We start from the raw sequence: 12,871 nt of genomic DNA on the forward strand, positions 1-12,871 counted from the left end.
ATCAATGTGTCGGTTTCGGTTCGAAGGTCAGCAGCAACCCCGAGTGGTCGGAGAGGCCGTCCTGTCGATACGAGTGGTCGTATCGACTGTCGCTGACGATGCTGATCAGCTCGGTGTCTATGAATGCGTGGTCTAGGCGCTGGTTGCCGAATCGATCGCTGTACCAACTGTATTCGCCTCGTTCGGGGTTCTTGGCCACGTAGACATCCGACAGTCCGATGCTGGCGAAGGCGCGATAGAACTGGTGATCGTGCGCTGTGAAGGCGCTGAGGTGGCTCGACTGGACCGGATCGATCACGTTGAGGTCTCCGGTGACGAGCAGGTGATGGTGGTCGTTGCGTAGTTCGGTGAACGCCGCGATGGCTTCACGTTGCCACCGTTGTCGTTCGACTGAGCTCTCGGCAGACATGCCATTCGTCGGCGCGTAGGCTCCGACGAGCGTAATGGTGTGCTGGCCCAGAGAGATCCGTGCCGCGGCGGCGCGGGGGCCCAGCGGTATCGGTACTGGTGTCAGCTCGACCTCTCGGGAGGCCAGGGCAACGTGAAACCGCTCGTGTTGCCATCCCTCGGGCCGCGTCACCGAGTAGCCACCGAGTTCGAGTTCTTCGACGAGTTGAATCGATCCGGCCGCGGCTCTGAGTTCGGTCAAAACGATGATATCGGGCGCGTCGGCTCGCAGCCGAGCGGCGATCTGGAGAGCGCGCTGGGGTGACGGTGACTGCACGTTCAGGGCCAACAGGTTGACGGTGGTCGACGTTGCTGTTCGCGATGGTGGGTCCGGGGCATCGCCGAGGGCGCTGAACAGGGAGCCTTGAAACGGATCCATCAGAGCTTTCGGTGTCCTTCCGAGTGAGTGAGGGTGCGGATCTTGTGGATCACCTCATGCAGGACTTGGGGGTCCATACGCTTGGCGGCCGAGGTCTGCTCGGACTCGAACTGGTTTCCGTATACATGGAACGAATGTCCAGCAGCACGGTCGAGTATCAGGAACCGGTCGCGTACGGCTGGGCCGCGCACAACGAACGAAACGGTGTCGGCCTTGGCGACCACCGAATGTGTTGCATCTGCGCTCATCACGTAGCCGGTCCCGGCAGCCAGCAGGCTCTCCGACAGTACAGTCAGTTCGTTGTCGGGCGTCGCTGCGAGTTCCGGGGTCCCGAAGATGGTGTGTACATACTCGCCGGCCAGAACGACCGAGCCGAACGGCCAGCGGTGGTTGTGCGGCCTGTCGAAGTAGCCTGGACGGAAGAGATGGAAGCGTATCCGGACTCCTTCATCGCTGTCGAAGGCGACGACTTTGTCCATGAAATCGTAGCGTTCACACATCGCTTGCAGATGTGGGTCGTGCTCGGTGTTCGTCAGCAGAGCACGCAGGAAATCCTTGTCGTCGACCGCCAGGTCGAAGAGGGGCTGTACTGCCGACCGCACCGCCGGTGGGGAGGCCCAATCAACTAAGCGCACGGCGTCGAGGTGTTCCCGGTAGTGGTCCAGGCTCATGATGTATCGCCTCCTCGGCGCTGAGTGAGCGAATCGCGTACAGCGCGGTCCAATGCGGTGCGGAGTCGGTGATGAAGCCGAAAGTAGAGAGTTCCGCCTTCGATGCGGTGCTTCCACAGCGCGTTGTCGAGGTTTGGAGCTTGGTCCACCGCATCTGTGATGACCTGGACCTGGGCCTGGCGGACGCGGCGCCGCAGTGTCTGCAGCGGGAACACCGACATAGGTGCTGTGGCTATGACGGTTCCGATGTCCACACCGGTGGTGATGATCTGAGCGCTACAGCTGATGGTCGTGTTCTGCTCGATCAGAGCCCATCCCACAGCGTCCATGCCACGGTATCTCGGTAGTGCGCCGTTGTGAGCGTTCACGCATCCGATGCGAGGCGCCCTGACCACGGCTTCGGGAACCAGGGGCATGCCCGAAAGCACGCACAGGTCCAACTGTTGCCCGGTGATCCACTCGCCCAAAGCTTGGCTGGTGCCACGGTCAGCGGATGACCAGTCAGCACGGGATACTCGGACCGCTGGTTCGCTGTCTTCGGCCGGGTACCACGCAGCCGCGTAGCGCGAGTCTGCGGGCGAGGCAGGAGCTGGCGTGAACTCGAACAGGCCGACTGGTCCCGATTGTGCCAACCGGTCGTGTAGTCGCTGCACACCAGCTGAGCCGGACGGACCGGCTACCCCGATTCGGAGCCGAGAGTCGCGCGATCGAAGTCCCCGTCGGGCCTCGATATACCGGCCGGGCTGTGGTTCAGCATGTCGCAACCACTGGCGAGTCGTTTCCTCGATCTCGTTCACTCTCTCCGAGAGGAGGTCTGCCAACAGATGATCTCCGGCAGTCGGAGACCGCGTGGCTGTGCCGTGCTCCTGTGGCGACGATGACTGCAAGAACTCCGAAAGTTTCAAGGCTGTGTTCGTCGCACGCAGATCGGACGCCACGTACTCGCGGGTGCGCGAGGATCCCAGCAGGGCCGACCACCTGCGGATCGTCTCCGGATCCGGGCCGGGGATCAGGACATCGCGGCTGGGATGGAAGATCCCGGCCCCTTCCAGCCGTCTGATCGCCGCGGAATCGAAGACCGGGGGAGCGGGTGGCAGGCTAGGCACGCCGGGCACCGACAGTGCTGAGAGCATCGAGATACTTCTCGACAACGGTGTGATCGTCGTGGCCGATGAAGCTGAGCTTGAAGAACTCGGCAGCGAACTTTTCGACACCGCGGAGCGGCACGGACTTGGTCTGACCGCGGAACAGAGGCTGGTCGGCGATGCTCCTGGTGGAGCCGGGAATGTCGAACTCCCGACCTCCCGCAGCTTGCAGATCCGCCACGAGATTCTCTCGTGAGGTATCGGAGGCGGCCGCGTTGTAGCGGAAGCCGATGACGTAGAGACCGTGCGCGGACTCTGGATGCTGTGGTGTGAGGAGGTCGACGGCCGGAATCGTCGCGGTGACGTCGGCGATCAGTTGGAGGACCTGTCGGCGGCGTGCCTCGATGGCGGCTGCCTTGCTGAGCTGGTCGACACCGATGGCAGCGCCCAGAGTCGTGATGCGATGCTTGAGCCCGTACCCGGTGAAGGCGAACTGATAGTCCTCGTGGTCAGGAGAGACCTCCTGCAAGCAGCGTTTGTTGTAGTGCCCGAACAGCAACGCCTTGTCCTTGTACTCGGCGTTGTCGGTGACAAGTACGCCGCCTTCACCGGTCGTGATGGCCTTCTGGTTCGTGCTGAAGACCGCGATGTCACCCCATGTGCCGACTCTGCGCCCTTCGTGGGCCGCGAAGTGCGCGTGCGAGCAGTCTTCGAACAGGAGCAGGCCATGCTCGTCGCAGAACGCTTTGATCTCGGCCATCTGGCACGGGATGCCCCACATGTGGGTGACGATCACTGCCTTCGTCCGCTCGTCCACCAGGCGTGGGAGGGAGCCGGGGTCGAGGTTGCCCGAGGCATCGGCATCGGCAAACCGGACCTCGATCCCTTCGTAGGCGAAGGGCGAGGCGGTGGCGAAGAAGGTGTAGGCAGGGGCGATCACCACGTCGCCGGGCTGCAGCCCAGCACATCGTGTGAGGGCGTGTAGCGCCGCGGTGCCTGAAGCGAAGGAGACTGCGTAGCGAGTACCGACGAACGCGGCGAAGGATCGTTCGAACTCACCGATCACGCCGGAGGCATCTCGATCCGACAGAGATGACGACAGTTGCTGCAAGACACGAGATTCAAGCGCGTGATCCACGATCGGCCATACGTAGTCCTGACCGATGGCGGCACGGTTCGCGGTGGTCGGGACAGGCGTCACAGACATGGTCAGTCTCCGATCGAAGAGGTCGCACTGGCAAGGGCATGTCGGGAAAGCAGTTGTGAGACACGGCTGCTCGTCACCTCGACCGTCTCGTCGGATGCAACAGGAAGTGTCAGCCACCGAGAGTTCTGCGCGAAGGAACGTAGGTTGCGCATGCCGCGCCCTTGATACTCGCGGAAGGTGTCTAGCCCGAAGTCTGTGTAGCCGGCATGCATTCCCAGTTCGGTCGGGCTGAACTCGGAACGTCGGCGGTAGAGGGCGTCGATGTCGATGTCCAACAGGACTACCGAGTCGGGGGTGCGGGTGCCGGCGAAGAGAGTGGCGAGTTCGGCACGCTCGTAGCCCTGCTCGAGCAGCTTGCCCCAGAACTTGTAGATCCAGCCGTCGACGATCACGTCCCAGCCACGCTCGAGCAGCGGCGCTATGACGGTCTCGGAATGGGCGGTGAACCAGGCCGCCTGCAGGTTCACCCAGAACCGATCGGACAGATCGGTGGAGTGCCCGCAGCCCCACAGCATCGTCGCGGCATGGTCCATCAGCCGACCGGCGAACGACGAGGTTTCGGAGAGCTGGCGCCGCGACACGAAAACCAGGCCTTCGCTTGCTGTCTCGCCGGACAGCTGGCCGGAATACCTGTGTGCGGCGAGGCTCTGGGCCAACGTCGTCTTGCCGGCACCGTCGAGTCCTTCCAGCGCAATGAACCTGCCACTACCCATGCTTCCCCCAGCGTTCGAGAACAGTGCGTTCAAGATCGGATGATACGACCGGCCCCCGGCGCGTCATCGACTCAAAATCACTGAAATCAAAATCATTGTCGCACAGCGAGCTTCGGTGAAGTGTATGCCCGGAGGCGGCGCACTTGGTGGGCCGTAGGGGACGCACCTTGGGGGTTTCAGGTGATGGCAGAGCTGTCGAACCACGCATCCGGCTGTCCGGCGCCGGCTGCCGCCGAGCTGCGACTACCCGATCGCGGAGTCGGGTGTTGGGCGATCGGCGGACCCGCAGAAAACCTGGGCATGGCGATGGGCTGGTCGGGCATTTCCGACGAGCAGGTCGCCGAGGGTCTTCGCGCAGCGTTCGACAACGGAGCACGGCTGTTCGATACGGCCGATGCTTATGGGCTGGGGCACTCCGAGGCACAGCTGGGCGACTTCCTGCGAGGCGTCGACCGTGCCGAGGTCCTGATCGCCGACAAAGTGGGATACCTGCACTCGGTCGGAGAGCACGGACTGGACCCACGAAACATCCGCCACCAGTTCGGGGAGAGCCTCAAGCGGCTCGGAACCGACTACGTCGACCTGTACTCGTTCCATCACAACAACTTCGGCACCGGCACTGAATGGCTAGAACCTGCCGCGGCCCAATTCCGGCGCCTGCGGGAGTCCGGTGCGGTGAGACTCATCGGGATGCGTGGTCCACATCGGTTCGCTGCCGAACGGACCTCGGAGCCGCGGTCGGACAAAGTCGCGGACTTCATCCGGGCGTTCGACATCATTCGACCGGACTATGTCACAGTCCGCCACAACCTTCTGACGCCGATCGAGACCGGTCCGGCCGGCAGCATCGTCGACTACGTCACTTCGCGCGGTGCTGCGGTTCTCACCTACAAGCCGCTGGCACAGGGCCTGCTGCTCAGCGCGCGACCCCGGACCTACGGCGCAGGCGACCACCGCAGCCGCAAGGCCTGGTTCCGGTCAGGCAACCGCGCCCGGTTCGCACCATTTCTCGAGGCCCTCGGCGGCCGGTTCGGCACCAAGACGCCCGACAGGGTGGCGCTGGCATTGGGCTACTGCCAGACAACCGTGCCGACTTCCACCACGCTGATCGGCTTCACCGACGCCGGCCAGGCCGAGCTGAACACCACGGTATCTGCCCGATGTCTCGACGAGGAAGATCTCGACTTCATCGCCTGTGAGGTGGAAAAGCTTCGACAGGCGTTGCCGTCCTATTTCTCCGACAGCGACTGACTACTCGGCATCTGCCGTGCAAATTTTTGCTTCACTTGGGGGACTGCTGTGCGAAATCCTGCATCATCAGAGCTGGACGAATTCTGGGACGAGTTGAAAGTCCCGCAACGAAACATATCGACGCTGTCTTCGGCAGCAGAGGGCCACACCGACCCTAATTCGCTCAGAGCGTTGATCGCGGAAAATGCAGACCTCACTCTCGATAATGTCTTCGTCACAGGGAGCTTGGACCGTCGGCTGGTCATCGCACGAAGAACCCGCAACCATCAATGGTGGGCTGCAGAACTTTCGGGCCGACAGCTTGCCTCGCGATCGTGGCCGGAGTGGGTCGAAGGTCGACTCACCGTGGAGAGATCCGATCACGCTGTCTCCCCGGTTGGTCTGACCACCGACGGTCACCGACGTCTTGCCCATCCACACATTAAGCTGGTTGGCCTGTATCACCCAGAGTTCTTCCCGCTTCCCAGATTTCCGCTGGGCATCTCCGATCTTGCGCGATCCGTGCGGGCGACCTTGCTGGGCGTCACGTCACTGGTCGACATGCAACTCGGTACGAGCATGGACGAGCTGCTCGAACACCTCGAATCCGATCGACCCGAGATCCTGGGAATCTCTGCGACTTTCGGCCAACACGACCTGCTCGAGAAGCTTCTCGCCTATGTGGAGTCGCTGGTGGACCCGCCGATGGTCGTTGCCGGCGGCAGTCTGGTGGCACGCAACGAGCGGTCCCTGCTGGCTGACCACCCCACCATGCTTGTCGCACGCGGAGCCGGCGAACCGACGATCCAGGACGTCGCTGCCTACTGGCACGGCGACATCGCCATCCACGATGTCAGAGGAATCGGGTACGCCGGCGGCCCCCGTGGCACCGACGTACTGACCATCCGGCCCTACCGCAAAACAGCGGTCGTCCCGAACCGGCTGCAGACCGACATCCTGCCCGAACTGGACCTGCTCGAACCCACACTGCGCAGTCACGGGGTCGCCCAGCTGGAAGGCTCGCGCGGATGTACCAACTTCTGCTCGTTCTGCCCCAGGGGACACAAGGGCAGTTGGTGCGGTTCTACCGGAACCGACCTCAGCTGGATCCTCGACCGCATGCACGGCGTATTCCAGCGCCATCCCCACGTCTCACGAACCATCTACTTCGTCGATGAAGAATTCATCGGTGAAGATGACCGAGACGGTACGCGTACACGCGAGCTGGCCACGCAGATCCACTCCCGAGACTTCCGCTGGGAGACCAGCTGCCGGGTCGACCAAGTCGTAGACCCCGATCGCGACCGCGATTGGCACCTCGCCCGCATCCGACTCTGGCGCGATCTGCCACGGTTGGGCCTTCGCCGCTGTCTGTTCGGCATCGAGTCTGGTGTCACCACGATTCTCGACCGCTTCAACAAGGAGACGACCGCCGAGCAGAACGCGAAAGCCATTCGCACCCTGTCGATTCTCGGCGTGCCCACACGGTTCACCTACATCACCTTCGACCATCTGATGAGTTTTGAAGAGCTTGAGGAATCGGTCCGATTCCAGGGCAGAACCGACCTGATCCTCCGGCGCGACAGCGACATCGACGACGCGACGGCAGTCGACCGGCTCGATGATGACGAATTCGTCCGCGCACGCTCTGGCGGTGTCCCGTTCTATCAGGGAATCTCCTACATGCTGGTCAACATGGAATGCCTCATCGGGGCGGCCTACACCCGCAAGGTGGTCGATGCCGGCCTGGCCGGTGAGATCCAACCGAGCATGGGGCGAGTTGATGCCGAATACGCCGACTGGAGAATCGGGGTCCTGGCCGACTCCGGGCAGCGCTGGATCGACCGCAACTTCGCCCTGGACTACACCCTGAAGTCGCTGGAAAAGATCCTCGACGGCCACCACAAGACCGAAGTACGGTCGGCTCGCGTCCTTCTCAAGGACGCGGCCTACCGCCTGCTGGTCGAGATGGTCGACCTGGCGCGAGAGTTCGACCTGGACGTGGCCCAGAACGTTCTTCTGGCCGATCGCGTCCGTGAGGCCATGGACGCTCACCTACAAGATCTTGCCGACTCCGTCTCGGCGATGATCGATCGCCTCGCCAACGTCCTATCTGTCGACGAGAACCGGCTTCTGGCACAGCAATACGCGAACTGGACAAGCGTCGAGGGTTGGGAGTTGATCAATGCCGCAGACTTCTGCGAGTAGCCGGATCGGCGAGAGTGTCGCCCGAGCAAATCTCAACAATGCTGCCGCCTCGATCCCGGCCGAAGGAGTCGTCGCTGCTGTGACCGACTTCCTCGAAGCCGAGCAAACGCTCGGACCATATCCCGCGGCGAAACTGCATGCCGAGCAGTTCGACGACCTCTACTCGGTTCTTGCGGAATTGGTCGGGGTCTCTGCAGACGCCGTCGCAGTCTTCGACAGCGCGACGCGCGCGTGGTCGGCGTTTCTCGGGGGCATGGTCCTGTCGCGAGGTGACCGAATATTGCTGTCCACGTGCTCATTCGCGAGCATGGCTATCGCCGCGGAGACCCTCGCCGCGCGCGCTGGCGCCGCGGTCGAATACTTCCGCGCCGGCGGTGAGGGCCGCGGACTCGATGAGCTCGAACACATGTTGGACGAGTCGGTCCGGCTGGTTTCGGCACCTCACATCCCGGCCCACAACGGACGGGTTAACCCGGTGGCAGCCATCGGCGCACTGGTCGCTCCGACGGCGGCGCTGTACGTCGTCGATGCAAGCCAATCCGTCGGGCACGTTCCCGTCGACGCCACCAGGATCGGCTTCGATGCTCTGGTCGCCTCGGGAAGGAAGTACCTTCGGGGTCCCCGCGGAACCGGCTTCCTCGCGCTGGGATCGAACACGTACAAGACACGGACGGTGGACCCGGGCCTGCCCGACATCCATGCCGCGGCATGGTCACCGACGACGCCGCCGACGATCCGGTCCGATGCCAGGCGGTTCGAGTACTCCGAGCGCAGCTACAGCCTCCTCGCGGGACTACGCGTGGCTGCTCGCCATGCGACCCGACTCGGCGCCGAGCAGACTCAAGCCCGCGTGACTTGCCTCGCGACGCGTTTGGCGCGGCGCCTGTTGGAACTCCCGGACGTCACGGTCCACTCACCCTCGCCTTCGCCGTGCGGAATCGTCTCGTTCTCCATCGGTCGAACAAACCCTTACACCTTTGTGCAGTGGTGTGAGCAGAGGGGGATTTCGCTGAGCGTCACACGCGCAGAATCTACCCCCGTCGACATGCTGGCCGATCATCCAGCGGGATGGATTCGGGCTTCCCTGCACTACTACAACAACTCTCTCCAAGTAGACGAACTCGGAGACCTGGTCGAGAAATTCATTCAGGTCGAGGCGGCATTCGTCCTCGATCGCAGTTGATTGATAGTGGACCGTCCGGAGATCCGCTCCGAACGGTTTGGAGAAAGGAAACACAATGAACATCCTGCGCGTGGAGCTGCCCGCCGCCGAGATCGCCGCGATCGCCGGAGGCACGTCGACCGAGGTCACCGAGGTCGCGCAGCACTGCTTCATCTAGTTCGAAAGGGCCGGGACGCCTCTACGGGTCCCGGCCCTCGCTGGGCGCGTCGGAAAGGACTCGATGAAATACGCACAACTGGGTGCAGCGATGATCGCCGTACAGTTCATGGTCAGCCTGGATCAGTCGGTCCTGTCCGTCGGAGGGGTCCGAGTCGCAACCGAATTCGGTGACCCGCTGCTGCAGGTTTGGATAGCTGTCAGCTATCTCAGCGCGGTGATCATCATGACGCCGGTGATCGGAGCCCTGGCCGATGGACGCGACCTCGTGCCGCTGTTCCACCGGGCTATCGCGGTGTTCGCGGCCGGTTCGATCGCCTGCAGCCTCGCCGACGGAATCGTCGAACTCACCGCCGCACGAGTACTGCAAGGGCTGGGCGCGGGAGCGCTGTTGGCCTTGCCGCAAGTCGCGCTGACCAGAGTGCCGGACATGCGCATTCGGGAACGCCTGCAGTCGTCCTTCCTGATCGTCTTCGTCGTCGCCAGCATCTCGGGCCCGGCCATCGGTGGGGCGATTGCGGGCACGCACATCGCCGGTATCGGCGGGTGGCGCTGGATCTTCGCCGCCAACGTGCCGCTGTGCCTGTTGAGCGTGATCATGCTCGCCCGCACGGACCTGCCGGCCACCACGACCGCCCGCTCCGCCCCAGTGGACAGGGTCAGTTGGCTGATGCTCGGAATTGGGGTGGTGTGCACCACTGTGGGTCTCAACGGGATCGGCAGGTTCAGCATCGCCGCGGTAGCAGGGCTGCTCCTGGTAGCGGCCTGCGCGGGCGTGGCCTTCGGTGCCCGTGCACGCAAAGGCCGGTCTGTCCTGCCGACGATCTCCAGCCCAGCAAAACGTCACCGCGCACACCTCGGATTCGCAGCCACCTTCATCGCCGGCGCCGTGATGTTCGGCACTACTTGGTTGCTGCCGTCGTTCCTCCAGGGGCATCTGCATCACTCCGCGGTGGAAGCCGGACAATGGATGCTGCTGGTGGCGACCGGAACGGTGGCCTGCGCGCTGCTGGTCAACCGGCTCGCCTACCGCTCCACGCGCATCGTGTGGCTGCCCCAGACCAGCCTGCTGCTGCTAGCCACCGGTGCCACAGTGCTCTCGGTGGGTGGACCCAGATCAGCCGTTCTCGTGCCGGTGCTTCTAGCGATCGGAGTGGGATTGGGCGGTATCGTCGTGCCGTTGATGCTGCTCATGCAGCGGACCCTCGGCCCCGAGGTAGCAGGTGCTGCCACGACGACGACGATCTTCTTCCGCCAATTCGGGGGCATCTTCGGGGTCGCCGCCCTCTTCGGAGTGGCGGCCGTCATCGGCTTCACCGCTGCCTTGATCGCTGTGGCAGCAATAGCGATCACGGCAGCATTCATGCTGCAACTCATCGCCGAACAACCACCGAAGCCGCTGCGCACAGGCGGCCAGCTCAAGGAAGACGATGCACTTCGTCCAACCAGAACCCACTGACCCGATCGTCGACCGGCTGCTGCTCGCGCTCGCGGCAGAATACAGCCTGCGCTACGGCAGAACAGTTCAACAAGAACTCGAAGAGCTGCGGAACTATCCACACGCCAGCCTGCACGCCGAGGACGGCCTGCTCATCCTGGCTGTAGAAGCGGGCAGGCCGGTCGCCAGCGGCGGCTTCAGACGCCTGGACGCACACACTGCCGAGCTCAAGCGACTCTGGGTCGAGCCCGACCTGCGGGGACACGGCTTCGGAAAAGCCATTCTGGACCACCTCGAACGGCGCATCACCGAGCGTGGATACACCCGAATCTGGCTGCAGACCGGGCCAGCACAGCCGGAAGCCGTAGCCCTGTACCTGTCGGCAGGCTACACACCACACTTCGATCCGTCGTTGCCGCCGGCACGAGTCGGTATTCACCGATTCAGCAAGCAGCTTCACAACCGCGCCGGTGCACCCGGCCACGCAATCAAGGAGTCCACGTGACCACCGGCCTGAGCGATGCTCACCAGCTCCAGATCGAGAACACCATCAAACAGATCAGCGATCTCCACCCGGTCGAGGGCACCTACCTTACCGGCAGCCTCGCAGCCGACCTGGGCAGCACCCTGTCCGACCTCGATCTGGTCTGCGTCGTCGCCACAGCAGAACCAGTGCAACGTTTTCCGCTTCGAGGCGAACTTGCCCTGCACGAAGGCACTGTCGCAGACGCCGAGGTTCTCACCACCAGCCAGTACGGCGCCACAACGAAGATCGTCAACGCCTGGAACCCCGACGCCACCGGCCACTGGAAGGTATTCGGCCTCCGTGAGGAACTGCGTACGCTGAGCAGACTGCTCTACGGGCGACCTGTCACCGGCAACGCTGTGCACAGCCGCTTGATCGCCGACATCGACCTCGACAACTTCCGGCGCGCCTACACAACCTTCCACCTGGCCGATGCCGCGAACTACCTGCGCGACACCGTCGGCCTAGTGGAATCCGGCGACCTGGAGACCGCGTGGGAAACCTCGACACGGGTATCGCGGATCGCCGGCGAAGCCCTGCTCGGGGCATACGGCGACTACTACCACGCGGACAAGTTCATGCTCCGACGACTGAGGCGCCGGACCGAAACCAGCGTCATCGCCGAACAGTTCGCCGACGCGTTGTACTGGCCCACCGGGATTCGCGGGACCAACGCCGAACTGATCGACGCCATCGAGTGGCGAAAGACCCTCACCGGCCACATCAGTGCTGTGATCTTCTTGACCGGCTGGTCCGCAACCGCGACCGAAACCGTTCCCGAGCTGCCGACCCGCGCAGGGGCCTACCGACGCTCGACAGAGAGCCTGTTGATCCGCGCTAGCGACGGCGCGCTCATCCTCGGTCGTCACTCGTTGCGGCTGTCGGTCGCGCAAGGTCTGCTCTGGGCACTTGCTGACTTCGCCGAAACCCGCGACGGATTGATCGAATCCTTCTTGGACGCAGTAGGACTCGACACCAGCAACACTCCTTGGGTCGCGAACACTCTCTCGCAGCTGATCGAGCTGCGGCTGATCCAGTCGGCTCAGCCGTGACCGCGCCCTCCATCGCGATCCTGGGTCTTCCCGGCAGCGGGAAAGGGACTCAATCACAACTGCTTTCGCAGACGCTCGGATTGCCCCGTATCCCACCAGGGGAACTGCTGCGCGCAGAGATCGGCAAAGATAGCGACCTCGGTCGTCAAGCCGCCACGGCCGTGACCAGTGGCATTCCCGTCGCCGACGCCATCATCTTCGAACTGGTCGACCGTGTCATACCGGCCGACCGCCCATCGATTCTGGACGGGTTTCCCGCTGATCCAGGACAGGCCAGTTGGCTCCTCGCACACCCAGCGATGGCTACGACAACGCTTGTCGCCCTCCACCTTGTCGTTCCCCCACAGGTGGCGGCCGCGCGCCTGCTCGGTCGGTCGCACACACAAGCCCGTGCAGACGACACCGCCGAGATCATCGAGAAGCGTCTGAACCGGTCGCGCACCGCCGTGACGCAAACGGTGAGTTACCTCCAGGATCGGGCGAGCGTTGTGATCGTCGACGGTGAGGGGCAGCCATCTGACGTCAACGACGCTATTGTTGCGGCTCTGTCGCCATTTCTGCCCTGAACCCCTGGCG

Annotated in this window: 12 protein-coding genes; 7 read left to right on the plus strand and 5 right to left on the minus strand. The window is 63.4% G+C overall.

The window, feature by feature from the left end; all coding sequences use genetic code 11:
• Window position 1: 1 nt before the first annotated feature.
• Genes CRM89_RS25485 through CRM89_RS25505 form a run of 5 tightly spaced genes read right to left on the minus strand, consistent with a single transcriptional unit; the run spans window position 2 to window position 4,535 of the window.
• On the minus strand, window positions 2-826 hold the full coding sequence (locus CRM89_RS25485) for an endonuclease/exonuclease/phosphatase family protein (protein ID WP_098086500.1): 825 nt from the start codon (window positions 824-826) through the stop codon (window positions 2-4).
• Window positions 826-1,497 (minus strand): hypothetical protein, encoded by a 672-nt coding sequence (locus tag CRM89_RS25490; RefSeq protein ID WP_098086501.1) that lies wholly within the window; start codon window positions 1,495-1,497, stop codon window positions 826-828. Before CRM89_RS25490 ends, CRM89_RS25485 begins: the two co-directional genes overlap by 1 nt.
• A complete protein-coding gene (locus CRM89_RS25495; RefSeq protein ID WP_098086502.1) occupies window positions 1,494-2,630 on the minus strand; it encodes a formyltransferase family protein in 1,137 nt (378 codons plus the stop codon). Before CRM89_RS25495 ends, CRM89_RS25490 begins: the two co-directional genes overlap by 4 nt.
• Window positions 2,596-3,789 carry a DegT/DnrJ/EryC1/StrS aminotransferase family protein gene (locus CRM89_RS25500; RefSeq protein WP_098086503.1) on the minus strand — a complete coding sequence of 398 codons (1,194 nt, stop codon included), beginning with the start codon at window positions 3,787-3,789 and terminating at the stop codon, window positions 2,596-2,598. The genes CRM89_RS25495 and CRM89_RS25500 overlap by 35 nt, the downstream gene beginning before the upstream one ends.
• A 2-nt stretch (window positions 3,790-3,791) precedes the next feature.
• Window positions 3,792-4,535, minus strand: coding sequence for a hypothetical protein (locus CRM89_RS25505; RefSeq protein ID WP_127516306.1), 744 nt, complete (start codon window positions 4,533-4,535; stop codon window positions 3,792-3,794).
• 150 nt (window positions 4,536-4,685) lie between these two features.
• On the opposite strand from CRM89_RS25505, the gene CRM89_RS25510 reads away from it, so the two are divergent.
• The 7 genes from CRM89_RS25510 to CRM89_RS25535 all read left to right on the plus strand — a co-directional run bounded on the left by CRM89_RS25510 (window position 4,686) and on the right by CRM89_RS25535 (window position 12,861).
• Window positions 4,686-5,753 carry an aldo/keto reductase gene (locus CRM89_RS25510; RefSeq protein ID WP_098086505.1) on the plus strand — a complete coding sequence of 356 codons (1,068 nt, stop codon included), beginning with the start codon at window positions 4,686-4,688 and terminating at the stop codon, window positions 5,751-5,753.
• Window positions 5,754-6,098: 345 nt separating this feature from the next.
• Window positions 6,099-7,940 carry a radical SAM protein gene (locus CRM89_RS25515; protein WP_216641987.1) on the plus strand — a complete coding sequence of 614 codons (1,842 nt, stop codon included), beginning with the start codon at window positions 6,099-6,101 and terminating at the stop codon, window positions 7,938-7,940.
• On the plus strand, window positions 7,918-9,123 hold the full coding sequence (locus CRM89_RS25520) for an aminotransferase class V-fold PLP-dependent enzyme (protein WP_098086506.1): 1,206 nt from the start codon (window positions 7,918-7,920) through the stop codon (window positions 9,121-9,123). Before CRM89_RS25515 ends, CRM89_RS25520 begins: the two co-directional genes overlap by 23 nt.
• A gap of 220 nt (window positions 9,124-9,343) precedes the next feature.
• Window positions 9,344-10,738, plus strand: a complete 1,395-nt coding sequence (locus CRM89_RS25525) for an MFS transporter (protein WP_098086507.1) — start codon at window positions 9,344-9,346, stop codon at window positions 10,736-10,738.
• Window positions 10,710-11,222 (plus strand): GNAT family N-acetyltransferase, encoded by a 513-nt coding sequence (locus tag CRM89_RS25530; protein ID WP_098086508.1) that lies wholly within the window; start codon window positions 10,710-10,712, stop codon window positions 11,220-11,222. Before CRM89_RS25525 ends, CRM89_RS25530 begins: the two co-directional genes overlap by 29 nt.
• The gene (locus CRM89_RS30540; RefSeq protein WP_127516308.1) at window positions 11,219-12,295 is read left to right on the plus strand and encodes a hypothetical protein; all 1,077 of its coding nucleotides are present in this window, start codon (window positions 11,219-11,221) and stop codon (window positions 12,293-12,295) included. The genes CRM89_RS25530 and CRM89_RS30540 overlap by 4 nt, the downstream gene beginning before the upstream one ends.
• Window positions 12,292-12,861 carry a nucleoside monophosphate kinase gene (locus CRM89_RS25535; protein WP_172964572.1) on the plus strand — a complete coding sequence of 190 codons (570 nt, stop codon included), beginning with the start codon at window positions 12,292-12,294 and terminating at the stop codon, window positions 12,859-12,861. The genes CRM89_RS30540 and CRM89_RS25535 overlap by 4 nt, the downstream gene beginning before the upstream one ends.
• The last annotated feature ends 10 nt before the right edge of the window (window positions 12,862-12,871 follow it).

Source organism: Nocardia sp. FDAARGOS_372 (assembly GCF_002554515.1).
GTDB lineage: Bacteria > Actinomycetota > Actinomycetes > Mycobacteriales > Mycobacteriaceae > Nocardia > Nocardia farcinica.